Consider the following 23,941-nt stretch of genomic DNA (forward strand, 5'->3'; position numbering starts at 1 on the left):
AAGACGGTCGCCGTCGGGTGAATCTAGAGTCGAAAAGACCACTTTCACTCCGGTCTGACTACCCTTATGCGTCGTCCACACACTTGTAGAGACCGTCGCGTGAGACCACGCGCGTGCCGGGAAGTCAGACACGAAAAGTGCAAACAGTGAGACACCCGTCACGCCCTGAAACCCACCGCCGGAGGGTCATTCCGGCGACCGAGTATACCCAGATTGCCACTACTATGACAGGAACACGTTTCCACCGGAACCGGGGGGGTGCCTGATGTCCACGCCGGACCTCTCTGCCGACGACCTCACCCTGCCAGTCAAGCGGACCGACGGCGAGACGCTGGCGGACCGACTGACCGACAACGCCTACCACAACATCCTGCCGGCGAGGTACCTCCGCAAGGACCACAACGGTGACCTCGTCGAGACGCAGGAGGACCTCTTCCCCCGCGTCTCGAAGAACATCGCGCTCGCAGAGGTCGTCTTCGAGGCCGGCCGCCGAGACGAGACGGTCTCGGTCACGCCGGACCAGCTCAAGCCGGACCACCCCCGGCGCGACGAACTCGCCGCCGAGGTCTTCGGTGAGGGGACGACGGCAGCCGACGACGCCGAGACCGAACTCACGCCCGAGAACGTCAACAAGTTCGCCTACGACACGGTCGTCCCGGAACTCGACGCCGACCTGCGCGAGCACGTCGAGAGCGTGGAGGCGGAGTTCCGCGACCTGATGGAACGGCTCTCGTTCGTCCCGAACTCGCCGACGCTGATGAACGCGGGCGACGAACTCCAGCAGCTCTCGGCCTGTTTCGTCGACTCTCCCGACGACGACCTGACGGACATCCACCAGACGGCCAAGGAGGCCGCCGAGGTGTTCCAGTCCGGCGGCGGGATGGGCTATGCGTTCTGGCAGCTCCGACCGTACGGCGACGCCGTCGGCTCCACCGGTGGTATCGCCAGCGGTCCGATGACGTTCATGGAGACGTTCGACCAGATGTGCGAGACCATCGCGCAGGGTGGCACCCGACGTGGCGCCCAGATGGGCGTGATGCGTGTCTCGCACCCCGACGTCATCGAGTTCATCCACTCGAAGAACAAGGACGTCTCGCTGGCTCACTGTCTCCGGCTGAACGACCCCGACGACTACACCTACACCACCTTCGCCGAGGCGCTGGAGGAGGCCCGTGACCTCATCGACGAGGACGGGCGCGTGCCCAAGCACCTCCGCAACGCCGTGGAGGGCCACCTCTCGAACTTCAACATCTCCGTCGGCGTCACGGACGACTTCATGGAGGCGCTGAAGAACGGTGAGGAGTTCACCTTCGAGAACCCCCGCACCGAGGAACCCCACATCGCCAGCGAGGAGACGAAGGAGATGTACTCCCGCTACGGCCTCGGCGAGTACGTCGAACCCGGCGAGGAGTTCTCCATCCCCGCACAGGTCCTTTGGGACCGCATGGTCGACGGCGCCTACGAGAACGGCGAACCGGGCGTCATCTACCTCGAGCGGGTGAACAAGGAGCACTCGTTCGACGTCGAGGAGCACCCGGACCACCGCATCCTCGCGACGAACCCCTGTGGCGAGCAGCCCCTCGAGGAGTACGAGGCCTGCAACCTCGGGCACATCAACCTCTCGACGCTCGCCGCGCAGGACGCCCCCGACTGGCGCGTCTGGTCGGCCGAACACGCCGACGAGTACGACTCCACCGAGGCCGCCGTGGACGCCTTCCTGCAGGAGGCCATCGACGTCGAGGAGTTCGACCACCGCATCGAGTGGGGGACCCGGTTCCTCGAGAACGTCGTCACGATGTCGGACTTCCCGGTCGAGAAGATCGAGCAGAAGGTCCGCGAGATGCGGAAGATCGGTCTCGGCGTGATGGGGCTGGCACAGCTCTACATCCAGCTCGGCATCCGCTACGGCAGCGACGAGGGCAACGAGGTCGCCCGCCAGCTGATGCGACACATCAACCACGGCTCGAAGGCCGCCAGCCACCAGCTGGCCGAGGCGCGCGGGCCGTTCGCCGAGTGGGACAACTCGAAGTACGCGAACCCGACCGAGTACCGCGAGTGGTTCGAGAAGCAGACCGGCGAGTCCGCCGACGACTGGGCGGACGGCTACCCCATCCGGAACCACAACACGACGACCATCGCGCCGACCGGCACCACCTCGATGGTGGGCAACACCTCCGGTGGGTGTGAGCCCATCTTCTCGGTGGCCTACTTCAAGAACGTCTCCGACGACGTGCAGGGCGACGAGATGCTCGTCGAGTTCGACGACTACTTCCTCCGCATCCTGGAGGCCAACGACATCGACGTGGAGGCCGTGAAGGCCGAGGCCGTCGAGCAGATGCAGAACAACGCGTTCGACGGCATCGACTCGCTCGACCGTGTCCCGGACGCCATCGCCGAGCTGTTCGTCGTCACGGCGGACCTCTCGGGCATCGACCACGCCGCGGTCCAGTGTGCCTGTCAGGAGGGGGTCGACTCGGCCATCTCCAAGACCTGCAACTTCCCGAACTCCGCCTCGAAGGAGGACATGGACGAGGTGTACCGCTACATCTACGACCACGGTGGCAAGGGTGTCACCGTCTACCGCGACGGCACCCGCTCGAAGCAGGTGCTGACGACCCGTGCGGACAACACCGAGTTCTCCAGCATGGACGAGGACGAGGCCGCCGAACAGCTCCTCGAGAACATCGACCAGGCGTTCGGCGACATCGAGCGGTTCCTCGACCACGACGCCGTGCAGGAGCGCTTCGGCGACGCCATCGACCTGCTCGCGGCCGAGCAGGAGCCGTCGGTCGACTACGCGGAGAAGCAGGCCCGCCCGGACGTCCTCCGTGGCGTGACCCAGCGCATCGACACCGGCTACGGCAAGGTCTACATCACCATCAACGAGGACGTGGACGCCGGCCAGCCGTTCGAGCTGTTCGCCAACACCGGCATGTCCGGTGGGTTCACCGCCTCCTTCACGGAGGCGCTGGCGAAGTCCATCTCCGTCGCGCTCCGCTCGGGTGTCGACCCGAACGAGATCGCCGACAAGCTCCGGGGCATCCGCTCCCCGAAGGTCGCGTGGGACAAGGGTGAGCAGATCAACTCCATCCCGGACGCGTTCGGCGTCGCCCTGCGGCGCTACCTCGACGACGAGATCGACAAGCCGTACCCGCGCCAGCAGAGTCTGACCGAGGTCTCCGAGAGCGAGGTCGACGAACTGCAGGACCAGGAACCCGACCGCGAACCGCCCGCCCCCGAGACCGACGGCGGCGGTGTGGCGGCCGAGTCCGGCGACACGGACGCCACCCAGTCGCTCATCGACGCCGGCGAGAGTCCGGAGTGTCCGGACTGCGGCGCGATGAGCCTCTACTTCAGCGAGGGCTGCAAGACGTGCGAGTCGTGTGGCTGGTCGGAGTGCTGAACTGACGGACTGACTCCCCTCTTCTCTCTACGTTCGCGCCACGAGCGAGAGGCGTCGCTCCTCGTCCCGGGTGACGACGAGACACCGCCCGCCCGCGACGATGGGCCCGTGGAACGAGGGGCTGTCGAGCGGGACCCGTCCGCGCTCGGTCCCGTCGGCCAGCGAGATGGTGCGGAGTGACCCCGAAGGGTGTCCGTCGCCGCGCTGGTCGGTGACGGCGGTCAGGTACACGCCGTCGCCGGCGACGACCGGGCGACCGAACGAGACCGGTTCGTCCGCCTCCCCGTCCACGTACGTCCAGCGCACGTCACCGCTCGTCGGGTCGCGGGCCTCGACCCGGTCGTCGTAGAAGCCGTTGAACTCGACGTGGACGAGGAGCGTCTCGTCGGTGCGGGCGACCACCGTCCGGCCGCCGTCGACCTCGTCGGCCTCGAGAGGCGCGGTCCACGCCGATTCGACCGCGAGCGAGTCCGGCGCGGTCGCACCGGGCGAGACACCGGTGTTCCCGGCGTCGTGGTGCGGGTGTGCCCAGTCGGTCGGTTCGGTGAGGAACGGGGCCGGAGCGGGCGTCGATCGACCGGTGAGTCCTTCCAGCGAGGTACAACCGGCGAACGCGGCCGTGCCGGCGGCCGCGAGGAGGGCGCGTCGCGTCGGGGAGGGCATTCGTTCCCCGTCACGGAGCCGCCGCCGAGTAGTTTCCGGCCGAACGACAGGTCTCAGGCCTTGCCGTTCAGCGGGCAGATGAAGAAGTTCGGTGGCGCGCCGTCGATGGCCGGCCGGCCCTTCGTGATGGTCAGGTCGCCCGCCGCCTCGGCCGCCAGCACCGCCGCCTCGGAGGTGAGCGGTTCGGCGAGCGTCACGCCCGGCGCCAACCGGGCGCTGTAGTGGACCCACTGCCCGCCGTTCCAGTCCTGGTCGCCCGGCGCGGCTTCGGAGACGAACGGCGACCCGCCACCGTTTACTCCGTCGTTCGGCGGGAGCGAGGTCGGTGTGCCGTCGTTGACGAAGTAGATGACGTCGCCTGGCACCGGCTCCGAGTCCAGTACCTTCACCACGTTCGTCCGGTAGAGGGCGCCGTTCGCCCAGACCCGACCGAACTGCTTCGCGTTCTCGCTCCGACCGTTGCTCGCCGACGCGCTCCCGAGCGTCCCGAGGCCGGCGCCCGTCACCGCGAGCGTGGCACCGGTCCGGAGTACCGTCCGTCTGCTGTGTCCATCTGCCATCTCGTATCACGGGCCTCTCGGCCCGGTAGAGGGCTCGTCGACCCTCTGAAAAGGCGTTCTGCGAGTTCCGGGCGAACTCCGTACGAGCTTCGTTCGGGCTGCGGCTCGAGTCCGTCTAGAATTCGCTCACGGCTTCGAGCTGGTCGTCCTCAGCCCCATCTGATAGCCGAACGGGTCGCGGGGCGACCCCACCGGCTCAGGCCGGTTCCTGCCCGGTCTTCGTCGCGTGGACCTCGAGCAGTCTGATTTCGAACTCGACGCGCTCGCCCGCGAGTTCGTGGTTGAAGTCGACGGTCACCTCCGCGTCCCTCACGTCGGTCACCCAGCCGGTGTCGCCGCGGTCGCTCCTGACGAGTTCCCCCACGTCGACCGCTCCACTCCCCGCGTCGACGTCCTCGCGAGGGAACGTCACGACGCTGTCCTCTTCGACGCGGCCGTACGCCTCCGACGGGTCGAGCGTGACGGTGCGGGTCTCGCCCGGCTCCATCCCCTGGACGGCCTCGTCGATGCCGGGGAGGACGTGGCCCTCACCGACGCGGAACTCGAGCGGCTTGAAGTCGCGGTGGTCGTGATAGACACCCGAGTCGAGCGCCACGTCGACGTCCGTGGTCTCGAACACCGCACCGGCCTCGGGACCGTCGACCAGCCGGCCGGTGAGGTGGACGATGGCGACCTGTCCCGGTTCGACGCCCGCCATCTCACTCCTCGACGGTGCAGGTCACCGCGTGGACGAGGTGGGCGTTGTTCCCGTAGCCACCCTGGTTCCACGGGAACTGGTCGTCCTGGATGGACCGGAGCTGGTCCTCCGGCGCGGAGATGCTCGCCGGCTGGGTGTAACCGCGCTCGTCCGTGGCCCGCGAGACGAGCGTGTGCTCGCCGGCCGAGGGCTCCTGCCAGACGTAGCGGAACTGTCGCCACCCGGTCGGGGCACCGACGGGGCCGAAGAACTCCGCTTCGCCCCACGTCTCGCCGCCGTCGGTGGAGACCTCGACCGTCTCGACGGCGTCGTCACCGGCCCACGCGACGCCGATTATCTCGATGGTGCCGGCGGGCGACGGGGAGACGGTCTGCCCCTCGCCGGGGTAGCCGATGAGGGACTTCTCCACCTGGTCGTACATGTAGGCGTTGTTGATCTCGTCGGTCTGGTCCATCTGCTCGCGCGTGTCGTACACCGGGATGTCCTCGTAGTGTTCCGCGCGGGTGTCCTCCTCGGGGACGACGCGGTAGGAGTACTGCTGCCAGTGGGTGTAGGTCCGCTGGCCGTCCTCCGGGGCGCCCGGCTCCTCCCACTCGTCGCCGATGACCATCGAGTCCATCACGTGCATCCGGTCGACCCACTTGACGTTGTTACAGCCGAACCAGCCGGGGACGAGCAAGCGCACGGGGAACCCGTGGTCGGGAGAGACCGGCGAGCCGTTCATGTTGTACGCCAGCAGCGTGTCGTCCATCACCTTCTGCATCGGGATGGACCGGGTGAAGATGTCCTCACCCTCCGGGTGTTCCCCACCCATGACGGTGAGGAAGTGTCCGTCGCTCGTCTCCGCTCCGTAGGACTCGAGGATGTCGGAGACGGGCGTCCCGGTCCAGACGGTGTTCCCGACCGCGCCGTAGTGCCACTGGTTCCCCCCGACCTGCGGGTCGAAGAACGACCGGCCGTTGCCCGCACACTGCATGGTGTGGGTGACCGACTGGGTCCGGAACGAGTGCTTGATCTGCTCCATCGAGAGCTCCACCTCACCGTCGACCATCCCGGTCAGCGAGACGGTCCACTCCGACTCCTCGATGTCCGGTGTCGGGTAGTGGTTCCGGATGTAGTGCTCCTCGCGCGGCGTGATGTAGTCGGTGTAGGTGGCGCGGGCGGCGGCCTGTGCGTTCTCCGGCTCCGGCGAGAGGATCTCCAGCCCGGGGTAGCGTGCCTCCAGCGGTTCCTGCTCCGGTTCCGGCGTCTCGGTCTCCGTGGGGGGTTCGGTCGGCGGCTCCGTGGGTGGTTCGGTCGGCGGCTCCGTCTCGGCCGGGGTCGGCGTCCCGGTGTCCTGGCCACACCCGGCGAGGACGCCCACCCCCGCCAGCGACCCCGTCGCCATCAGGAGTCGTCGTCGTCTGACGAACCGATCACGCGACGAGGCTTCCTCCGAGTCCCGCTCCGTTCTCGGCTGGTGCTGTGACATGCAGTAGCACTCTCCGGAGCAGCGGGTATGAAATGTCGCTTGGTCCTCACTAACTCACTCGGTGACGGTGACCGAACCGACCATCCCCTGGCCGGCGTGTGGCGTACAGACGTAGACGTACTCGCCGGGCACCGTGAACTCGTGCTCGAACACCTCGTCGACCTCCATGATGGCGAAGTGCTGGTCGCCCTCGTAGGAGTGGAACGGTTCGGCCCCCTCTGGGTTCTCGCACCTCGGCGCGGCGTCCGGGTGGCTCGTCACGTTGTGGCCCGGGCTCATCGCCTCCCACCTGACGGTGTCGCCCACGCTGATCTCGATGTCCTCGGGCTCGAACCGGAGGCGCCCTTCCGGCCCGACGGCCACGTCCGTGACGCCACTCGACGGGGTCGGCGTCGCCGTCGGTTCCGGTGTCGGCTCCGGTGTCGGTTCCGGCGTCGGCGTCGTGTCACCGCCACCGTCGCTGCTACAGCCAGCGAGCGACGACCCGAGGGCCAGCGCGGCCGCCGTCCGCAGGTAGGTGCGTCTTCCAGGCATCGTGCACGCCACCCGACGGGAGGGACCCGTATATAACCTGAATTAGTGAGTACCAACGAACCCACGCCGTCGGAGGGTTCCCCACCAAAATATATATGCGCGTTTGTGCGTAACGTTGACACGAAACGACGTAGTACGGACGACAGGCGCGACGGAGACGAGACCAGACCGGTCCCGAGAGCGGGGGACCCGCCGGCGTGGGCACTGGGGCGACTGAGGGGAGACCTCCGAGACACATGCGCGAACTCACCTTCGAACTGGAGTACGAGCCCGGTGCCGACCCGCTGATGGACACCTTCATCGAATCGCCGTCCCTCTCGTCGGACGGCATCGCGAGCTGTATCCGCCGGGACCGACTCTGGCGGCTGGAGCGGTTCGTCGGGCCAGCCTCGGCGCTCGACCGGGTCGAACGCGTCCGGCTGGATTCCGAGACGCCGCGCGAGGAGATGACCCACACCGAGTGCGGGGCGGTCAGGGAGCACGACGTACTGGAGCGGGCACCGGCCACACTCGTCCTCTACACCCACGTGAGACGCCTGCACACCTGCGACTCGGTGCTGGCGCTGGCCGCACGCCACCTCGACCTCGGGGTCGTGTTCCAGACGAAACGCCGCGAGGACTGCCAGAGGTGGCGCCTGCTCATGCGCTCGGAGGAGAACGTCGACGTGTTCTACGAGCAGGCGACCGAGCATCTCGGCGACGGCATCGAGCTCCACATCGGACGGCTCGGACCGGCCGAACGACTCGACTACGACTCCCTGGCGACGGTGTCCGTCCCGGAGGAGCAACGCGAGACACTCCGGGCGGCCATCGAACACGGCTACTACGAGACCCCACGACAGCTCACGGTCGCGGAGCTCGCCGAGGCCCTCGGCGTCCCCCAGTCGACGGTCTCCTACCGGCTCCGGCAGGCCGAGGCGCAGCTCGCCAAGGGGTACCTGCACCGGTTCAGCGCCGAACGGGGCCACTACAGCCCGAACGACGCCGACTGAGCGCCGTCGGTGAGGACTACCGGCCCTACTTCACGGTCACGTACGTCAGGAACACGAGCGCGACCATCTGCAACGCCCTGAGCACCATCACGACCTGCTGGACGCCGGGGTCGCCCGAGTAGAGCATCTGCATGCTGAAGAAGAAGTATATCGCCGCGGCGTTCTCCAGCAGCAGGACGGCCCCGAACGCGACGAGGCCCGCGATCATGCTCGACCCGAAGGTCCGGTAGTTCCGTAGCCAGACGACGGTGAGCGTCCCGAGCAGCAGGACGTTCACCGCCGCCATCGCGCTCGCCATCAGGATGGTGTTGCTCATCGCCATATCTCAGTCCTCCGTGTCCGCGTCCGCGTCGTGCTCCGCTCGCTCGGCCTCCTCGTCGAACGCCACCTTCGCCGTGATGGTCTCGAACGTCTCGCGGTGGCGCTCGAACCGGTCGGTGAGGAAGTAGAGCGCGCCGTACTCGTCGCCCGAGCGCTCGACCACGTCGTGCTCCATGAGCATGTCGAGGTGGTGACGGACGGTGTTGTAATCGACGTCCAGCCGTTCGGCCAGCTGGTTGGCGTTGCGCGGCCGGTCGTCGATGGCTCTGACGATGCGGACCCGGTTGGCTCCGCCGCGCGTGCCCGCCAGCAGGTACCAGAGCGCCTTCTCCATCCGCGGTCACCGAACCGGTCGCCGGGCGAGCGTAAAGAGGTGTCCCCCCGAGCCGCCGCCATCGGCACCGGCCGGCTGCCACGTGCGGCCGTCACTATCGCACCGTCTGCCGAACCCACCCAGCCGGCCCGTCGGGGTACGGTCCCGTCGGCTCCTCGCCCTGCATCCGCCCCTCGTCGTCGTACATCCGGACGACGACCTCGTGTTCCCGGCCGGGCGACTCGTAGCGGTGGACCCACTGGCGCCACACGTCCGTACCGGGCAGGCGCTCGGAGAGGTCGGCGTCGGTCCACGTCGCCCCGCCGTCGACGGACACCTCGACGCGGGAGACGCCCGCGAGTCCGGCGTAGGCGTGGCCTGCGACCTCGGTACGGCCGTCCGCCAGCGTGTTGACGGCGTGGAGCTTCGCGACCGGCTTGACCGGGCCGGTGCCGTGCCAGCCACGCTCCTCCCAGTAGCCGTCGACCTCCTGTTCGAGGATCTCGATCTCGGTCAGCCACTTCACGTTGATCTCGCCCCAGTGTCCGGGGATGAGCGCACGGACCGGCGCACCGTGGCCCCGCGGGAGCGGTCGGCCGTTCATCCGGTATGCCAGCAGCCCGTCGCGGAGCGCCTCGAGCGGGAACTCCTCGTAGAAGCCGTCCGCGGCCCGGAGCATCACGCAGCAGGGGCCGTCCGGGAGACCCGCCTCCTCCACGAACGGCATGATGTCGGTCACCGTCCAGAGCGCGTTGTCCATCTTCGTGCCGTTGAGTTTCTCCCCGACACACCGGAGCGTGACGAACTCCTCGTGGGACTCGCGGGCGGTGACGTCCGCGTAGTCGAACGTCCGTTCCTCGTCGACGGCGCCGGTCACCCGGAGCGACCACTCCTCGGGAGCGACCGTGGGGTCGACGGAGTTGATGTCGACCTGGTAGAACCGCCGGCTGACGAGCGGTTCGATGCCCTGCACGTCGAGTGACTTCGCCTCGGCGTCGGCGAGCAGGCGGGCGGGTTCGCCGGTGACGGCCACCTCGCCGGGACTCCGGTTCGCGTCGACGCGCCGCCCGAGGAGGAACCCGAGACCGACGACGCCGACGGCGCCCGCGAGACCGGTCAGGACGCTCCGCCGCTCGGCGTCCGTCGCCGTCGGGTCGACGAGGCGGGCCGCCTCGGCGACGGTCAGCAGCACCGCGACGCCGAGGCCCGCACCGAGCGACTCGACGAGCGACCCGGTGAGGAGAGCGCTGGCGGTCCAGACGGCGAGGCCGGCGAGGAGCGCACCGACGAGCGAGACCGCGGGTCGGTCCAGCGTGGCAGCGACGTTCCGGCCGGTGACGAGGCCCGCGAGCGAGAGCGCGGCGAACAGCACCGCGGTGAGGGCGACGGCACCCAGCAGCGCGAGTTGCTGGCCGAGACTCCCGAGGACGGTGATGGCGAAGGTGACGAGCGCTCCGGGCGTGACCCGTGCGACGGCGCTCTCGATCGGGGCGACGGCGAACGCGGGGGTGAAGCCGGCGGCGGCGTACGAGCCGGCGACGCCAGCCACGCCCGCGAGGAGGGCGAGGAGGGCCAGCGGGACGACCCCCCGGAGCCGTGTAGCAGTGGACATACCCGGACTGACGGCCACACGCCGTAAGTCCGTTCTCCGAACTCCGTCTAGAATCTGCCCCGACTCCCACTGGATTCAAGCGCAGTGCGGCCGAAGTGGTGGTATGAGTGGTGGCCCACGCTGTCCGACCTGCGACGGGGAACTCTACAAGCGCCACTGCAAGTACGTCTGCCCGGCACACGGCGTCGTGATGGACTGCGCGGACACCTTCTGGAACCGCTGAGCCGGCCACTGAGCCGGGCGGCGGGGGGCGCCGGGGTCAGTCGACGCCGCCGACGAACGCGTCGGTCTTCCGGACCGTCAGCACGGGCCGCTCGGCCCGGCGGAGGATGCGCTCGGCGGTGCTCCCGAGGACGGCGTCGGTGACCCCGCGCCGGCCGTGCGTGCCGACCACGAGGAGGTCCACGCCCGCCTCGTCGGCGTACGCGAGCAGTCCGGGGACGGGAGAGTCCTCGCGGACCGCCGCCACCGCCTCAACGCCCGCGGCCTCGGCCCGCTCGACGACCGCCTCGGTCGCCCGCTCGGCCTCGGCCTCGAGGAAGTTCCGCCACTCCAGCACGGGGGCGTCCTCGGCGCCGGTCCCGAGCCGGCCGAGGTCGACGAGACTGACGGCGTGGACGCGCGCCCCGGTCCGGGTGGCGAGGTCGATTCCGTGTTCGACCGCCGCCTCGGCCGCCTCGCTCCCGTCTGTGGCGACGAGGACGTCACCGTACGCCTCCTCGAGGATGGGGTCGGCCCCGTGGGTGGCGAGGACGGGGACGGCCGCCCGCTGGACCACGCGCTCCGTGACGCTCCCGGACACGTAGCGGCGCACCCCCTTCCGGCCGTGGGTACCCATCACCACGAGGTCGGCGTCGTGGGCCTCGGCGTACGAGAGGATGACCTTCGCGGGTTCACCCCGCTCGTTGTCTCGGTGCACCGTGACGTCGCCGACCGCCTGCGCCGCCGTGTTCAGCCACACGTCGCCAGTCCGTTCCAGCCGCTCGACGAACTGCTCGTCGATACCGCCCGCGCTGAACGGGCCGGCGGCCGCCTGCACGTCGAGGACGGCCAGCAGGTGGACCGTCGCGTCGAACTGGCGGGCGAGGACGCCGGCGTGTTCGGCCGCCCGTCGCGCGTGGTCGCTCCCGTCGGTGGGGACGAGGATGTCGTCGTACATCGTCACTCGACACGCCAGTTGACCGCCGCGGGGGATAAGCGATTACCTCGCCGGCGCCCGGTCGGGCGGTGGGCCGGTCGGCTACTCCGAGACGCCGGGGAGTCCACCGCGCCACGCCCGGTAGAGCGGCCCAGCGACCAGCAGGACGGCGACGGCGAGCGCCGCCACCCCCAGCGGCACGCCCGCCGAGACGCCCTCGACCCGGAGCGTCTCGAGCGATGCCCCCAGCAACACCGCCGTCGTCACCCACGGCAACTCGCCCAGCGCCGTCCCCAGCGCGTACGCCGGCAGGCCGATGCCCGACAGCCCCGCGCCGTAGGAGACGGGGTCGGCCGGCAGCGGCGCGAGCCTCGCGGCCGCCAGCCCCCGCACGTCGCCGGTCACGGAGAGGAAGCGCGCACCGGTGTCGCCCGCGCGGCCGAGCAGGCCGTCGCCGCCCGCCTCGTCCAGCCCGGCGGCCCCCGAGCGCCGGGCCAGCAGGTACGGCGGCAGGCAGGTCACGACGGCCCCCGCGAGGCCGACGGGGATGGCCATCGGCCCGAACAGGTAGCCCAGCAGCACCGAGAGGACGCTGATGGGCCACGCGAGGAACGGACGGACGAGGTAGGCCACGAGGAGCGCGGGCGCGAACAGGAGCGGCCGCTCGGCGAGCGTCGAGAGCGCGTCGGCCACGCGGGCCGGGGAGGTGAACAGCACGCCCGCGACCACGAGACCCGCGAGGACGCCGACCGCCGCCACCTGCCGTCTCGTCGCCCGGTTCACGCGTGTTCGTGGTTCCTGTCACGGCATACGCCTTCTGGTGTCTGTGGGTGGGGTGTCCGGGCTCCGTCGCAGTCGACGGGTCTCGGTGGCGACGAGCGGAGGGGCGAGCACGGTACCACTGAACCGCACCACTCAACGGCCGCTCGGTCCGTGGACGCGGACCGGGACGGCGTGCCGGCCCTCCCCCGTTGCGACGAGACGCGCCACGGGCCGTCTGGTTCGGTCGGTCGGCCGACCCACTCGGCCTGTGCGCCTGCCGTGAGCGAAGCGAACGGGGGCGCACGATGGGGGAGGGCAGGGCCGCCGTGTCGCGCCAACCGGCGCGACCGGCCGTTGTGCGGCGCTGTCTCCCCTGTACCGTGATTCGCACGCTCGCTCGGTCCGAACGACCACTCGTTCGCCAACCCCTGACCACGGACAACGTTTAATCTAGCCCCACACCCACGGACTACCTGTGCCGGACCGCGAACAGGTGGAACTGGGCGTCCAACTGCTCGAACGCCTCGAACACGCCGAACTCCCGCTGAGCGAGGTCATCGACCGCATCGAGACCATCACCTCGGACCCCGCGACGACCCGCGAGATCCTCGACGTGGCCGAGATGCGCGGCGTCATCGACCGCGAGGACGGCGTCGTCCACGTCGCCAGCGGGAACTTCCTCTCGTTCCAGTCCGAGGTGGTGGAGAAGAAGGGGGAGTTCACCTGCAAGCGCTGCGGGGCGAGCATCTCGACGGGCTACTTCATGCAGATGAGAGCGGGCGATCTCGGGCCGTTCGGGTCGTCGTGTATCCGGAAGGTGACGGGACGGGAGTGAGCGGGCGGCGGGGCGACGGCACCTGTCGAGGGGCGCAGGCCGTTTAGTGGTCGCCGCACGAACGACGCCCGTGCTCGTCAGCGTCCACCACTACGAACTGACCGACTCGACCACCGACGAGGCGTTCCGCGAGGCTGTCGGCGAGGCCGAGACGCGCGACCTGTTCGACCTGCCGGGCCTCGTCGAGTACCGGTTCCTGCACGGCGTGAAGGGTGCTCGAGAGGGGCGGTACGCGGCGCAGTGGGTCTACGAGAGCCGCGAGGCGTGGGTCGAGTTGTGGGGGCCGGCCGACGCCCCGCTACCGCCGAGCGAGTACCCACAGCGCTGGCGCGTCTGGGAGGACGAACTGCTCGGGCCGCTGCTCGTGGGCGAGGCCGACGACATCGAGTTCACGACGTACGAGGTGGTGGACGCAGGGCGAGAGGAGTAGTCTCCCGGAGTGTTCTCACGGTGCCCGGTGCACCGCTCGCGCGCTCCGAGGACCGCCTTCGGCGCCCCTCACTACGCCAGCGGCGTCCGCTCCACCACCGTCCCGTCGACGGTGGGGTACTGCTCGACGACCTCGCCGCGCTCGAGGTCACCGTTCTCGATCATCTCCTCCAGCAGCCACCACGCCACCTCGACGTGGTTCGTCTTGACCGTGTAGAACTCCTCGGGGACCCCGAGGTCACGGAGGTGGGCCTCGTCGACCCACGTCTTCCCGTAGACGAGCGTGCCGTCCTCGGTGACGTCGTCGAACGGGCGCGAGATGTTCTGGGCCATCCGCTTCAGTCGGTTCCGGTGCTGGGCGGCGTCCTTGAACACGCTGGTGCAGAAGTAGACCCGCGGGTGCTCGCCCATCACGTCGAGGATCTCCTCGCGGGCGCCGTCGACGGCGCTCATGTGGCCCTCCTTGAGTTCGTAGCCCTCGGCCTTCATCCGGCGGAAGTTCCCGTCGGACATCTCGAACTCGTTGACGTTGCAGAACTCGGCGGCCCCCTCGTCGAGGAAGTCGAGGAACTCCGTCTCCGCGCGGATACCGGGAATCTCGAACGCGGGCGTCAGCCCCTCCTCACGGGCGACGTAGAGGATGTCCTCCCACTCCGTGCCGTGCATGTCGCCCCAGAGTTCGTACGGCGGGTGGAACCGGATCTCGTCGAGACCGGCCTCCGAGAGGCGCCGCATGTTCTCGCGCCCGCCGGTGATGCCGGTGTAGAGGTGGGTGTGGTGGTCCTCGCCGAACTCGTCCTTGAGGAGCCGGAGATACCGGGTCGTCTTCTCCATCGCCTCCTGCGGTTCGCCGCCGGTGATGGAGGTGCCGAGCGCGTCCATCCGCTTGGCTTCCTCGACGATGTCCGAGTCCTGCTCGACCTTCCGTTCGTTGGCGTAGACGTCCGTGACGTTCTTGCGGTTCTCGCCGAGCGGGCAGTAGAAGCAGTCGCGCTGGTCGCAGTAACCGTAGACGAACAGCACCATCTTGCCACCTTTGGCACACTGCTCACAGCCCTTCGATATCATCGGTTGTCCCGAGTAGCGGGCCGAGTGACAAAAGCCGTGCGAACTGGCACGGCCCACGGCGGGGGAGGTTCAGTCCCGACGGGCCCCGAGCAGGCCGCCGGCGACGATGGCCAGGAGTCCAACCGCGACGCCGAAGCCGGGGCCGTCGCCGCTGGAGCCGCCGGGGGTCGTCCCGGCGTCCGTCGGCGAGTCGGTCGTACCGTCCGGCGTCGGCGAGTCGGTCGGCGTGGACGTCGGCTCCGCGACGACGACCGCGTCCACCTCCGTCAGCGTCCGGTTCGCACCGTACACGCTCACCGTCGTGTCCGTCCCCGAGGCCTGCGCGCCGAGGTCGAAGGTCGCCTCGAACGACCCGTCTTCGGCGACCGTCGCGGCCTGCGACTTCAGGAAGGGGTTCTCGCCGGACGAGCGCACGCGGACGACCACCTCGCTGTCGGGGGCGAGCGTCGTCGACCCCGAGACGGTGGCGTCCGAGCCGTTGACGAGCGAGAGCATCTCGCCCTCGTGGTCGAGCGTCGCGTCGCCGAGGGTCACGGCGTCGGCGGTGGTGAGTGTCTGGTTTGCCCCGTGAACCGTGACGGTGGCGTTCGCGCCGACCGGGGCGTCGCTCAGGTCGAGGGTCACGGCGAACGTCCCGTCGTCGGTGACGGCCGTCGTCTCTTGGACGATGAACGGACTCGCGCCGCTGGAGCGGACGCGGACGGTCACCTGTGACCCGGGGTCGAGCGTCGTCGTCCCGGTGACGGTGGTGTTCGGGCCGTTGACGAGCGAGACGTGGCCGCCGTCGTACTCGACGGTCGCGGACTCGGCTGTCTGTGTCTCGGCCGAGAGGGCCGACGATGCTGTCACCGTGGGAGCGACGGCGGCCGTGGCGAGCGTCAGCGCGAGCGCCACGACCACCGCCACCCGGTGGAGATTCTCTGTCATCGTGGAGGGCGGACGGCCGTCGGGCGGCACGTCCCGTCCGATGCTGCTGGAGGCACGGAAAAGTACTTTCTCGAGACTCAAACAGCCGTTTCGCCCTACCAGCCGAACGTGTCCGAGCGGGTGGGGACGCCGTACCGCTGTTCGTCCGGCGCCGACTCCATCGCCGGGCGGTTCGGGGCCGTCGTGTCAGTAGCGTTATCCGGGTCTCGGTCGTCTCCAGTGGTATGTCCGGAGCCCAGCGCCGTGCGCTCGCCATCGTCTTCGGGGTGGTGTTCCTCGACCTGCTGGGGTTCAGTATCGTCATCCCCATCCTGCCGTTCTACGCGCGGGCGTTCGGCGGCGACGAACTCGCCATCGGGGCGCTCGCTGCCGTCTACTCCCTGATGCAGTTCGTCTCGGCACCGTACCTCGGGTCGCTCTCGGACCGCTACGGCCGCCGGCCCATCCTCGTCCTCTCGCTGTGTGGCAGCGTCGTCGCGTGGACCATCTTCGGCCTCGCGGGGAGCCTCGCGGTGCTGTTCCTCTCGCGTGGGCTGGCCGGCGCGATGGGGGGGAACATCGCCACCGCACAGGCCTACGTCGCCGACGTGACCCCACCGGAGGAGCGCGCGAAGGCGCTGGGCTTCCTCGGGGCCGCGTTCGGTCTCGGATTCATCGTCGGGCCGGGCGTGAGCGCAGGGCTCACGCTCCCCGGTGTGGTGGATACGGTTGACGCCGTCCTGCCCGCGGTCGTCCCCATCGACCAGTTCTCGCTCCCCGCGTTCGCCGCTGCGTTCGCCAGCCTGCTCGCCGTGGTCGGCGCGCTCGCGTTCCTCCCCGAGAGTCGCGAACTCGACGACGCGACCGTGGCGGGAGACCGCCCCTCGCAGGCCGCAGCGCTCCGCGAGGCGCTCACCGACCCCGGCCTCCGGGGGCTGGTCGTCGCGTTCTTCCTCTTCTCGTTCGCCTTCTCCGGCGTCCAGGTCATGTTCATCCCGTACGTCGCCGACGTGTACGGGTACGCCGAGGCGCAGGCCGCACTCCTGCTGACCTACATCGGCGTCCTCGCCGTCGTGGTGCAGGGCGGCCTCATCGGCCCGCTGACCGAGCGGTACTCCTCGACGCGGCTGACCGTGTTCGGCGCGGGCCTGCTGGCCGTCGCCCTCGTCGCCATCCCGTTCACGCGCGAGTTCGGCCTGCTGTTCCCCGACCTCACGGGCGTCGCCGGCTTCCTCACGCCCGCGTTGCTCGCGCTCCTGTTCGTCCTCGCGTTGCTCTCGCTCGGGAACGGTGTCCTCGGCGTCACCCTCACGGCGCTCGTCTCCGGGCAGGCCTCGGCCGACCGACAGGGGAGCGCCTTCGGCATCACGCAGGGGGCCGGCAGCCTCGCGCGAACCGTGGGGCCGGTGCTGATGGGCGCGCTCTACGCCAGCGTCGGGTTCCAGTCCCCGTTCGTCCTCGGCGGCCTCCTCGTCCTCCCGGTGGTCGCCATCGCGCTCTACCTCCGGGTCGGCGACGAGGCCGGCGAGCCCCAGCCGGCCGACCCCGCACAGGCCCGCTGAGTCTCGTCGCCGCCGGCCGACACGTCACCGGCCGCGAGACTCATACCGCCCGACCGCTTCCGGGGAGACATGACCGACCCCGCAGACGCCCGCCTCCAGACCTCCCGTCGTGCGTTCCTCGGTACCAGTGGCCTCCTCCTCGCCGCCGGCCTCGCCGGGTGTACCGGGCGCTCGCTGGCCTCGTTCGCCGCCTCGCCCGCGACGGTCCCCGCCGCGACGCTCGACCGGACGGGCTACGAGGAGCGCAGCGTCGACGAACGGGTCGTCCGGCAGGGGTTCGGCGGCGTGGATGCCGTCGAGGTACGCAACTGGGTGGCCCAGTACGAGCGACCGCTCGCCCCCTCGGTGCTCGACGCACTCCCCGGCACCGACGACGCGGGCGACCAGCGGGTCGCCGTCTTCGCCGTCCTCTCCACCCCGAAGGTGGAGGTGGGCGGCCGGGAGTTCAACCCGGTGGCCGGCTTCTCCGCGAACGACGTGCTGGACCTCGTCCAGTCGACCTACGGAGGTCTCCGCGAGGTCGAGCGGGCCGACGACCGGGCGGTGACGGTGCTCGGGACGGCCACGAGGGTCGTGGAGTACCGCGCCGCCGGTGGACTGGAAGCGGGGGGCACGTCGGCCGACGTCGAGGGGCTCACGGACCTCTCGGTCCACGTCACGGACCCGGTCGAACACGGTGGGGACTTCGTGGTCGGGCTCGCGGCTCACCCCGCCCTCGCGGCCATCGAGCGGGGGACGGTCGACCGCCTGCTGGAGTCGATAGAGCACGAGGCGTAGCGCGGCGGGGGCGGAGCGGTGCCGATGCGGAGCGGTCCGGACCCACCAGCGTCCGCGAGCGTAGCGAGCGGTTCACCCGCGCCGAGCGAAGCGAGGCGCGGCTTTTTCATCGACGTTTTTGCGCGAGGGGGTCGCGCCGGAGGCACGACCCCGAGCGGAAAAAGGTCGCGCGACAGAGTGTTAACGGATGCCGCCGTAGGTGTCTCCGAACCACCCGTGCTGCTCGTGCTCTGCGTGGACCTCGACGACGACCTCGGTCGGAAGACCGGCTTCGAGACGCCGGTCATCGGTCGCGAGAGCGTCGAGCGGGCCGCGACCGCACTCGCCACCGCCGACCCGGAGGACTCCGACGTGAACGTCCTGTTCGCCGGCCTGCACCTCTACGACGACATCGAGGACGAACAGGTGGAGGTCGCCGCCGTCACCGGCACCGCGAAGTCAGACGTCGCCGCCAACCGGAAGGTGGGCGACGAGGTCGACACCGTCCTCGCGTCGCTGACGACGGGCGAAGACGTGCGTGCGCTCGTCGTCACCGACGGCGCGCAGGACGAGTCCGTGCTGCCGGTCATCCGCTCGCGGGTGCCCATCGACGGAGTCCGTCGCGTCGTCGTCCGGCAGGCCCAGAGCCTCGAGTCGATGTACTACACGCTGAAACAGGTGCTCTCGGACCCCGAGACCCGCGGGACCATCCTCGTGCCGCTCGGCATCCTCCTGCTCATCTACCCCATCGCCATCCTCGGTGACGCGCTGGGGTTGCCGGGCTCGACGCTCGGGGTGGTCTCCGCGCTGCTCGGCCTCTACCTCCTGTTCAGGGGGCTCGGGCTCGAGCAGACCATCGACCGGAGCGCCGAGCGCATCCGCCAGTCGCTCTACGGCGGACGCGTCCAGCTCGTCACCTACGTCGTGGCGCTCGCGATGCTGTCCGTCGCGGGGTTCAGCGGCCTCCAGTCCGTCGAGGAACTCGGTGGCATCGAGGCCGTCGGGGTGGCGGGCGCGCTCGCGGGCGCGACGTTCGGCGCCGTCCAGTGGCTCGCAGCCGGCGGTATCATCGCCTCGCTCGGGCGCATCACCGACGAGTACCTCTCGGGCGGGTTCCGCTGGCGCTACCTGAACGCGCCGTTCTACGTGGCCGCCATCGCGCTCGTCCTGTTCGCGCTCTCGGGGTTCTTCCTCGCGCGCGTCTCGCTCTCGGAGCTCGCGGGCGCACTCGCCGGCGGCACCCTCATCGGCGTCGTGAGCACGCTCGCGTTCGCCGTCGCCGAACAGCGATTCCCCCGCCGAAGCGAGGGCGAGGCCCCGCAGTAGGTGGTCGGCGTCGGACCCACGCGTGACACGACCTCACACGTGCACCTAATTTAAGTACCGTGGGTACCGTAGCGGAGGTATGGCCGCGTACCACCGGCCTGGCCTCCGGAATCTGTTCGACGACTCCCCGACCCCCCACATCGCCCACCCTCCCCACACCCACCGTCGAGACTACTACCTCGCAGCCGACGGCTCGTTCCGTGGTGGTGGCGAGGGGGGACTGGGAGTGATCATCGAGACCCGCGACGGGGAGCCCGTGGCTCGGCTCTCGGTCCCCGACCGGGTCCCGGACAACAACGTGGCCGAGTACCGCGCGCTCCACCTCGGACTGGACGTGCTGGCCGCTCGGGCACCCCCCTCGGCGCGGGTCGGCGTCCTCGTCGACCACGACGACCTCGCGGCGAACGTCAACCGCGCCATCCTCGCGGGCGAGGCCAGCGGCTATCGCCCCCCGCATCCATTCCGCGTCCCCGACGCCGCCGAACACCACTGGCGGGGCATCCGCGCCCGCCTGCACGGGTTCGCCGAGTTGCGTGCCGCCCGCATCTGCTCGGCCGAGAACCCCGCGCACCCGCTGGCGAACACGCCGGGCCAGTACGCACACGTCAACGCCGAAGCCGACCGCTGTGTGCTCCCGTCGGCGTCGCTGGAACCCGAGGAGGAGCAGGTGCCGCCGCCGAGCCGGGCGAATCGGCACGCCTCCGACTAACCACTTTTTGCACTTCGTGCGGCGCTCTGCGAGCGCCGCGCTCAGGCAAAAACCTGGGGAAAAAGTCGCGGCATCGGGGGCTTCGCCCCCACTCGCCGCGTACGAAACGCCTCGCTCGCTGCGCTCGCTCGGCGTACGGTTACAGCAGTAGCGGGGTCGGGAACACGGCTCTAGGGAGTCAGCCCGAACATCGCGAACCCGACCAGCAGCGAGGCCAGCAGGCTTCCGACGCCGATGGCGAGCATCAGCGGGAGCGAGGAGACGGTACCCAGCGCGGCACCGATGGCGATGGGCGCGGGGACGCTCGCGAGGAGCACGTCGTACTCGCGCTGTGACATGCCCGGGTGAAGTGGCGCCTGATAATTAAATGTTATTAGGCCGCGTCGGAGGGGTCGAGCGGGGATTCAGGCTACGGCCGACGTCGGCCGCGGGCGCCGTGGACGACACACCACGAGACGTCGACACACGCCCCCCGAAGACGTATGTCGGAGGGCGCCCGTCACCCGTCGATGACCGAGTCCCCCGAGAGCGACGCCCCGGAGACACGCGAGAACCGCGACCTCTGGGACGCGTGGAGCGACGCCTTCCAGGCCGCGTGGCGAGCCGACACCGACGAGGGCGAGCTCCCGCCCGCCGGGGTCTTCCTCGGCCCTGACGTGCACGACGACGAGACGCGTGCCGAGGTGCTCCCCGACCTCGACGGACTGGACGCCGTCGAACTCGGCTGTGGCGGTGGACAGGGCACCGTCGGGCTCGCCCTCGAAGGCGCGAACGCGACGGGCGTCGACTTCTCCACCGGGCAGCTCCGGTGGGCCCGCGAACTCCGCGCGGCCTACGAGGTCGAGGCCGACTTCGTCGCCGGCGACGTGACCGACCTCCCCCTCGCCGACGACCAGTTCGACCTCGCGTACTGCTCGTGGGTGTTCCAGATGGTCGACGACCTCCACGCCTGTTTCGCCGAGGCCCACCGCGTCCTCCGACCCGACGGCGAGTTCGTCTTCGCCGTCCCGCACCCGTTCTACGAGACGTTCGACGCCGACGAACGCGAACTCGACTGGTCCTACTTCGACCGCGGGCCCGAGCGCAACCCCATCGGCGAGTACGACCCGGACATGCTCGTCTACCACCACACGGTGGGCGACTACCACGAGGCGCTCACGAACGCGGGGTTCACCGTCGAGCGACTGCTCGAACCGGGGTCGAGCGATCCCGACGTGTACGAGGAGCAGTGGAGCCACAAGCCCGACCTGATGGCGATGGTGCCGCCGGCGCTGGTGGTGAAAGCGGTGGCGTGAGCCATTTGGTTTATCATTCGACAGCTTTCAATCAGTAATGTGTCGTCACGTCAGGGCCCAGAAAATGCACTGTCGAAGGTCTTCAACCACCCTCTTGGGTTTCTGAAGGAAGCCTTGTGGCCACCCAGCTATGAAGCACGGCCAAAGACTGGCATGCTACTCGTCGCGATATGCTCAGTCTTTGTCCTCGAATTGGGTCTGACATTTCGGTATGGCGCTGGGAGTACCGAGAATTTGCTTGCATACTTTTTTAAATACGAACCATGGCTTGTGTAGCCAATAGCCCCACTCCTTCACCGTGGATTCGGGCACTTCCTTGCAAATATCGTATTTATCCACATAGCGTCGCCGGTTGAAAGTGGTTTGAACAGACGGAAATACATCTCTCTCTTGTTGTTAGCAGGCTACGTACCTGTTTACGCCGATGGAGTGAAATTCGTAATATTTGGCCATGAACCACACGTAGCCGTATACGGAGCTAGCGCATTCGCCTTTGGCCTGCTGGCCTATGAAGTCGGCTCGCACATAGGGCGTAACTGGGAATTGACTCCCAGACAATGGCTGATAGTGGTGTGTGGACTCGCCGCTGTAGCGGTTGTTATCAAAAACGGAATCATATCACTCTGGAACCCAATTTCACTCCACCTCGGTCATCTTGGAGGAGCGTCATTTGGGATAGTCCTCGGCTACATTTGGGGACCGAGCGACAGTTCGAGGTAGGTAATTACTTCCCCCAGAACGGGTCCACTTTCCGGTGCTTCTCCAGATACTGACTCAGCGCCTCTATCTCGTCGCTCGGGATCTCGTCACGCAACTCCTGCTCCAGAATCTTCGCGTGTTTCTCTGGCAGTTCCGTCCAGAGTTCGTCGCCCTCGTCTATCTGGCGGCCGACGGTGGGGCCATCGATGGAGACCGCGGCCCGCTCGCCGGCCCGGAGTTCGTCGATGTCCTCGCCCTCGTCCTGGATGGACTTGAGCATCCCAATCCGCTTGGGCTTGCCACCCTCCCACTTGGCGATGTTCGAGTTGCGCTTGAGCGTACCGGCCATCACCTCGACGCCGACGACGGCGGGGCTGGACTGGCGGAAGACGTGGTCCTCGAGGATTCGGAACCGCGAGGGCCGGATGATCTTGTCGAGCACCTGCTCCTGCTGGGAGCGCTCGATCTCGTCGACGTACTCCTCGTACTCCTCGACGAGCTGGTAGATGACGTCGGACTCGAACAGCCGCACCCCCTGCTCGTTCGCCCGGCGCTCGGCGTCTTTCAGCACGTCGACGTTGAACGCGAGGATGACCTCGTGCTTCGGCTCGTTCGCGGTGGAGGCGACGGCGATGTCGCGCGGCGCCACGTCACCGACCTCGGCGCGGACGACGGGCACCTCGGCCTCCGCCAGCGCGTCGGCGATGGCCTCCAGCGACCCGAGCGTGTCGGCCTTGACGACGACACCCTCCTCCTCGGTCTCGACCTCGAGGCCGGCGAGTTCGGCCTGCACCTCCTCGACGACCTCGGCGACGGGCTGGTCGCGCACCACGCGGACCGGGGCGCCGGCGATGGCGTCGTCGAGGTCCGGGGCGGCGATCTTCACCCCCGCCGCGGCCCGGACCTCGGGCACCTTCTCGAACTGCTTCTCGGTGCGTATCTCGGCGAGCGGTCGGGGCTGGAGGAGCGCCCGGACCTGCGTGACGATGGGTTCGTTCAGCCCCCCGACGACGATGGTGTCGTCCGTGCGGACGCTGCCGTCGTAGAGCACCACGTCGAGCGTCTTGCCGAAGCCGCGTTCGTCCTTCACCTCGAGGACGGTGCCGGCACCCGGCCCGGTCACGTCGATGGCCATCGCCTCCTTCATGTAGCGCTGCGAGAGGCCCATCAGCACCGCGAGCAGGTCCGGCACGCCCTCGCCCGTCATCGCGGAGACGGGGACGACACCGACGTTGCCCTGGAAGTCACGGACCCGCCAGTACATGTCCGCGGAGAAGTCGTTCTCCGAGAGCTGGCCGATGATCTCGTAGAGCGCCTCGTTCAGCCGCGACTCGGCCCGATCGGACTGGGCCTCCATCGACTGCTGGATGGGGCTGTTCTCGTTCGGGTTCCAGCCGGGGGTGGTGTCGACCTTGTTCGCGGCGACGATGAACGGCGTCTGGGTCCGTTTCAGGATGTCTATCGCCTCCAGCGTCTGTGGCTGGAAGCCGTCGTTCACGTCGACGACGAGGATGGCGATGTCGGCGAGCGCACCCCCCCGGGCGCGCAGCGTCGAGAACGAGTGGTGACCCGGCGTGTCGATGAACAGCAGGCCGGGCAGGTCGAAGTCGTCGGGGTTCACGAGCGCCCCCGAGATCTCCGAGATGGTCTCCAGCGGGACGGCGGTCGCCCCGATGTGCTGGGTGATGGCGCCGGCCTCACCCTCGATGACGGCCGACCCGCGGACGCGGTCCAGCAGGCTCGTCTTCCCGTGGTCGACGTGTCCGAGGACGGCCACGATGGGCGTCCGCAGCGACTGCTCCTCTCCGCTCGCCTCGTGGTCTGTGTCTGTGTCGGACATGAGAATCGAACCCCGGAGAACTCCTTGCCCGCAGTGGGCGACGTGGTGGG

The 23,941-nt window shown here is 69.0% G+C and carries 25 protein-coding genes; 11 read left to right on the plus strand and 14 right to left on the minus strand.

All coding sequences use genetic code 11. The features are described 5' to 3' along the window. The first annotated feature begins 265 nt into the window (after window positions 1–265). Window positions 266–3,403 (plus strand): adenosylcobalamin-dependent ribonucleoside-diphosphate reductase, encoded by a 3,138-nt coding sequence (locus N0B31_RS12335; protein WP_260591932.1) that lies wholly within the window; start codon window positions 266–268, stop codon window positions 3,401–3,403. A gap of 27 nt (window positions 3,404–3,430) precedes the next feature. On the opposite strand, the gene N0B31_RS12340 is transcribed toward N0B31_RS12335, so the two are convergent. From N0B31_RS12340 to N0B31_RS12360, 5 genes are all read right to left on the minus strand, one after another. After that, a complete protein-coding gene (locus tag N0B31_RS12340; RefSeq protein WP_260591933.1) occupies window positions 3,431–4,066 on the minus strand; it encodes an outer membrane protein assembly factor BamB family protein in 636 nt (211 codons plus the stop codon). A gap of 53 nt (window positions 4,067–4,119) precedes the next feature. Continuing rightward, complete coding sequence (locus tag N0B31_RS12345) at window positions 4,120–4,626, minus strand: hypothetical protein (protein WP_260591934.1); 507 nt, start codon at window positions 4,624–4,626, stop codon at window positions 4,120–4,122. A 196-nt stretch (window positions 4,627–4,822) separates the two neighbouring features. Then, entirely contained in the window at window positions 4,823–5,323 is a 501-nt protein-coding gene (locus N0B31_RS12350; protein WP_260591935.1) for an FKBP-type peptidyl-prolyl cis-trans isomerase, read from the minus strand. Between the two features lies 1 nt (window position 5,324). Next, entirely contained in the window at window positions 5,325–6,794 is a 1,470-nt protein-coding gene (locus tag N0B31_RS12355) for a sulfite oxidase (protein ID WP_260591936.1), read from the minus strand. Window positions 6,795–6,848: 54 nt separating this feature from the next. Further along, window positions 6,849–7,328 carry a plastocyanin/azurin family copper-binding protein gene (locus tag N0B31_RS12360; RefSeq protein ID WP_260591937.1) on the minus strand — a complete coding sequence of 160 codons (480 nt, stop codon included), beginning with the start codon at window positions 7,326–7,328 and terminating at the stop codon, window positions 6,849–6,851. Window positions 7,329–7,564: 236 nt separating this feature from the next. Here N0B31_RS12360 and N0B31_RS12365 point away from each other — a divergent pair, with 236 nt between their 5' ends. Next, window positions 7,565–8,320: a helix-turn-helix domain-containing protein gene (locus tag N0B31_RS12365; RefSeq protein ID WP_260591938.1), complete on the plus strand. Its 756-nt coding sequence runs from the start codon at window positions 7,565–7,567 to the stop codon at window positions 8,318–8,320. A gap of 25 nt (window positions 8,321–8,345) precedes the next feature. Here the strand turns inward: N0B31_RS12365 and N0B31_RS12370 are convergent, their stop codons facing one another. The 3 genes from N0B31_RS12370 to N0B31_RS12380 all read right to left on the minus strand — a co-directional run bounded on the left by N0B31_RS12370 (window position 8,346) and on the right by N0B31_RS12380 (window position 10,566). Continuing rightward, window positions 8,346–8,642, minus strand: coding sequence for a DUF8036 family membrane protein (locus N0B31_RS12370; RefSeq protein ID WP_260591939.1), 297 nt, complete (start codon window positions 8,640–8,642; stop codon window positions 8,346–8,348). Between the two features lie 3 nt (window positions 8,643–8,645). Beyond that, window positions 8,646–8,975, minus strand: a complete 330-nt coding sequence (locus N0B31_RS12375) for a winged helix-turn-helix domain-containing protein (protein WP_260591940.1) — start codon at window positions 8,973–8,975, stop codon at window positions 8,646–8,648. Between the two features lie 94 nt (window positions 8,976–9,069). Next, window positions 9,070–10,566, minus strand: a complete 1,497-nt coding sequence (locus N0B31_RS12380) for a molybdopterin-dependent oxidoreductase (protein ID WP_260591941.1) — start codon at window positions 10,564–10,566, stop codon at window positions 9,070–9,072. 103 nt (window positions 10,567–10,669) lie between these two features. Between N0B31_RS12380 and N0B31_RS22555 the strand changes: the two genes are divergently transcribed. After that, a complete protein-coding gene (locus N0B31_RS22555; protein ID WP_303655776.1) occupies window positions 10,670–10,789 on the plus strand; it encodes an HVO_2523 family zinc finger protein in 120 nt (39 codons plus the stop codon). A 36-nt stretch (window positions 10,790–10,825) separates the two neighbouring features. On the opposite strand, the gene N0B31_RS12385 is transcribed toward N0B31_RS22555, so the two are convergent. Both N0B31_RS12385 and N0B31_RS12390 read right to left on the minus strand, forming a co-directional pair. Continuing rightward, window positions 10,826–11,725 (minus strand): universal stress protein, encoded by a 900-nt coding sequence (locus N0B31_RS12385; protein WP_260643981.1) that lies wholly within the window; start codon window positions 11,723–11,725, stop codon window positions 10,826–10,828. An 81-nt stretch (window positions 11,726–11,806) separates the two neighbouring features. Further along, window positions 11,807–12,487 carry a TVP38/TMEM64 family protein gene (locus tag N0B31_RS12390; protein ID WP_260591942.1) on the minus strand — a complete coding sequence of 227 codons (681 nt, stop codon included), beginning with the start codon at window positions 12,485–12,487 and terminating at the stop codon, window positions 11,807–11,809. A gap of 454 nt (window positions 12,488–12,941) precedes the next feature. Here N0B31_RS12390 and N0B31_RS12395 point away from each other — a divergent pair, with 454 nt between their 5' ends. Then, window positions 12,942–13,301: a DUF5830 family protein gene (locus N0B31_RS12395; protein WP_260591943.1), complete on the plus strand. Its 360-nt coding sequence runs from the start codon at window positions 12,942–12,944 to the stop codon at window positions 13,299–13,301. A gap of 46 nt (window positions 13,302–13,347) precedes the next feature. Then, window positions 13,348–13,731 carry a hypothetical protein gene (locus N0B31_RS12400; RefSeq protein ID WP_260591944.1) on the plus strand — a complete coding sequence of 128 codons (384 nt, stop codon included), beginning with the start codon at window positions 13,348–13,350 and terminating at the stop codon, window positions 13,729–13,731. Between the two features lie 71 nt (window positions 13,732–13,802). Here N0B31_RS12400 and N0B31_RS12405 read toward each other — a convergent pair whose 3' ends face one another. Both N0B31_RS12405 and N0B31_RS12410 read right to left on the minus strand, forming a co-directional pair. Then, window positions 13,803–14,798, minus strand: a complete 996-nt coding sequence (locus N0B31_RS12405) for a radical SAM protein (RefSeq protein WP_260591945.1) — start codon at window positions 14,796–14,798, stop codon at window positions 13,803–13,805. Between the two features lie 69 nt (window positions 14,799–14,867). Then, window positions 14,868–15,725 carry a BGTF surface domain-containing protein gene (locus tag N0B31_RS12410; RefSeq protein WP_260591946.1) on the minus strand — a complete coding sequence of 286 codons (858 nt, stop codon included), beginning with the start codon at window positions 15,723–15,725 and terminating at the stop codon, window positions 14,868–14,870. Between the two features lie 224 nt (window positions 15,726–15,949). Between N0B31_RS12410 and N0B31_RS12415 the strand changes: the two genes are divergently transcribed. The 4 genes from N0B31_RS12415 to N0B31_RS12430 all read left to right on the plus strand — a co-directional run bounded on the left by N0B31_RS12415 (window position 15,950) and on the right by N0B31_RS12430 (window position 20,057). Next, window positions 15,950–17,266 (plus strand): MFS transporter, encoded by a 1,317-nt coding sequence (locus N0B31_RS12415; protein ID WP_260591947.1) that lies wholly within the window; start codon window positions 15,950–15,952, stop codon window positions 17,264–17,266. A 69-nt stretch (window positions 17,267–17,335) separates the two neighbouring features. Beyond that, window positions 17,336–18,043 (plus strand): DUF6517 family protein, encoded by a 708-nt coding sequence (locus tag N0B31_RS12420; RefSeq protein ID WP_260591948.1) that lies wholly within the window; start codon window positions 17,336–17,338, stop codon window positions 18,041–18,043. Window positions 18,044–18,259: 216 nt separating this feature from the next. Beyond that, window positions 18,260–19,348, plus strand: coding sequence for a DUF373 family protein (locus N0B31_RS12425; protein ID WP_260591949.1), 1,089 nt, complete (start codon window positions 18,260–18,262; stop codon window positions 19,346–19,348). Between the two features lie 79 nt (window positions 19,349–19,427). Further along, a complete protein-coding gene (locus N0B31_RS12430; RefSeq protein WP_260591950.1) occupies window positions 19,428–20,057 on the plus strand; it encodes a ribonuclease H in 630 nt (209 codons plus the stop codon). 170 nt (window positions 20,058–20,227) lie between these two features. On the opposite strand, the gene N0B31_RS12435 is transcribed toward N0B31_RS12430, so the two are convergent. Further along, window positions 20,228–20,395, minus strand: coding sequence for a DUF8015 family protein (locus N0B31_RS12435; protein WP_260591951.1), 168 nt, complete (start codon window positions 20,393–20,395; stop codon window positions 20,228–20,230). 171 nt (window positions 20,396–20,566) lie between these two features. On the opposite strand from N0B31_RS12435, the gene N0B31_RS12440 reads away from it, so the two are divergent. Continuing rightward, on the plus strand, window positions 20,567–21,352 hold the full coding sequence (locus N0B31_RS12440) for a class I SAM-dependent methyltransferase (protein WP_260591952.1): 786 nt from the start codon (window positions 20,567–20,569) through the stop codon (window positions 21,350–21,352). 279 nt (window positions 21,353–21,631) lie between these two features. Then, window positions 21,632–22,072, plus strand: a complete 441-nt coding sequence (locus tag N0B31_RS22600) for a rhomboid family intramembrane serine protease (RefSeq protein WP_380628462.1) — start codon at window positions 21,632–21,634, stop codon at window positions 22,070–22,072. Window positions 22,073–22,076: 4 nt separating this feature from the next. Here N0B31_RS22600 and infB read toward each other — a convergent pair whose 3' ends face one another. Beyond that, window positions 22,077–23,891: a translation initiation factor IF-2 gene (infB, locus tag N0B31_RS12445; protein WP_260591953.1), complete on the minus strand. Its 1,815-nt coding sequence runs from the start codon at window positions 23,889–23,891 to the stop codon at window positions 22,077–22,079. Window positions 23,892–23,941: the final 50 nt, after the last annotated feature.

This window comes from Salinirubellus salinus (genome assembly GCF_025231485.1).
GTDB lineage: Archaea > Halobacteriota > Halobacteria > Halobacteriales > Haloarculaceae > Salinirubellus > Salinirubellus salinus.

What these genes read in the sequence shown, in the direction of transcription:
- N0B31_RS12430 (WP_260591950.1), top strand. Translation starts at nt 19,428, where the DNA reads ATGGCCGCGTACCACCGGCCTGGCCTCCGGAATCTGTTCGACGACTCC.
- N0B31_RS12355 (WP_260591936.1), bottom strand. Translation starts at nt 6,794, where the DNA reads ATGTCACAGCACCAGCCGAGAACGGAGCGGGACTCGGAGGAAGCCTCG.
- N0B31_RS12420 (WP_260591948.1), top strand. Translation starts at nt 17,336, where the DNA reads ATGACCGACCCCGCAGACGCCCGCCTCCAGACCTCCCGTCGTGCGTTC.
- N0B31_RS12340 (WP_260591933.1), bottom strand. Translation starts at nt 4,066, where the DNA reads ATGCCCTCCCCGACGCGACGCGCCCTCCTCGCGGCCGCCGGCACGGCC.
- N0B31_RS12365 (WP_260591938.1), top strand. Translation starts at nt 7,565, where the DNA reads ATGCGCGAACTCACCTTCGAACTGGAGTACGAGCCCGGTGCCGACCCG.
- N0B31_RS12345 (WP_260591934.1), bottom strand. Translation starts at nt 4,626, where the DNA reads ATGGCAGATGGACACAGCAGACGGACGGTACTCCGGACCGGTGCCACG.
- N0B31_RS12405 (WP_260591945.1), bottom strand. Translation starts at nt 14,798, where the DNA reads ATGATATCGAAGGGCTGTGAGCAGTGTGCCAAAGGTGGCAAGATGGTG.
- N0B31_RS12410 (WP_260591946.1), bottom strand. Translation starts at nt 15,725, where the DNA reads ATGACAGAGAATCTCCACCGGGTGGCGGTGGTCGTGGCGCTCGCGCTG.
- N0B31_RS12380 (WP_260591941.1), bottom strand. Translation starts at nt 10,566, where the DNA reads ATGTCCACTGCTACACGGCTCCGGGGGGTCGTCCCGCTGGCCCTCCTC.
- N0B31_RS12360 (WP_260591937.1), bottom strand. Translation starts at nt 7,328, where the DNA reads ATGCCTGGAAGACGCACCTACCTGCGGACGGCGGCCGCGCTGGCCCTC.
- infB (WP_260591953.1), bottom strand. Translation starts at nt 23,891, where the DNA reads ATGTCCGACACAGACACAGACCACGAGGCGAGCGGAGAGGAGCAGTCG.
- N0B31_RS12370 (WP_260591939.1), bottom strand. Translation starts at nt 8,642, where the DNA reads ATGGCGATGAGCAACACCATCCTGATGGCGAGCGCGATGGCGGCGGTG.
- N0B31_RS12350 (WP_260591935.1), bottom strand. Translation starts at nt 5,323, where the DNA reads ATGGCGGGCGTCGAACCGGGACAGGTCGCCATCGTCCACCTCACCGGC.
- N0B31_RS22555 (WP_303655776.1), top strand. Translation starts at nt 10,670, where the DNA reads ATGAGTGGTGGCCCACGCTGTCCGACCTGCGACGGGGAACTCTACAAG.
- N0B31_RS12375 (WP_260591940.1), bottom strand. Translation starts at nt 8,975, where the DNA reads ATGGAGAAGGCGCTCTGGTACCTGCTGGCGGGCACGCGCGGCGGAGCC.
- N0B31_RS12440 (WP_260591952.1), top strand. Translation starts at nt 20,567, where the DNA reads ATGACCGAGTCCCCCGAGAGCGACGCCCCGGAGACACGCGAGAACCGC.
- N0B31_RS12415 (WP_260591947.1), top strand. Translation starts at nt 15,950, where the DNA reads ATGTCCGGAGCCCAGCGCCGTGCGCTCGCCATCGTCTTCGGGGTGGTG.
- N0B31_RS12435 (WP_260591951.1), bottom strand. Translation starts at nt 20,395, where the DNA reads ATGTCACAGCGCGAGTACGACGTGCTCCTCGCGAGCGTCCCCGCGCCC.
- N0B31_RS12385 (WP_260643981.1), bottom strand. Translation starts at nt 11,725, where the DNA reads ATGTACGACGACATCCTCGTCCCCACCGACGGGAGCGACCACGCGCGA.
- N0B31_RS12335 (WP_260591932.1), top strand. Translation starts at nt 266, where the DNA reads ATGTCCACGCCGGACCTCTCTGCCGACGACCTCACCCTGCCAGTCAAG.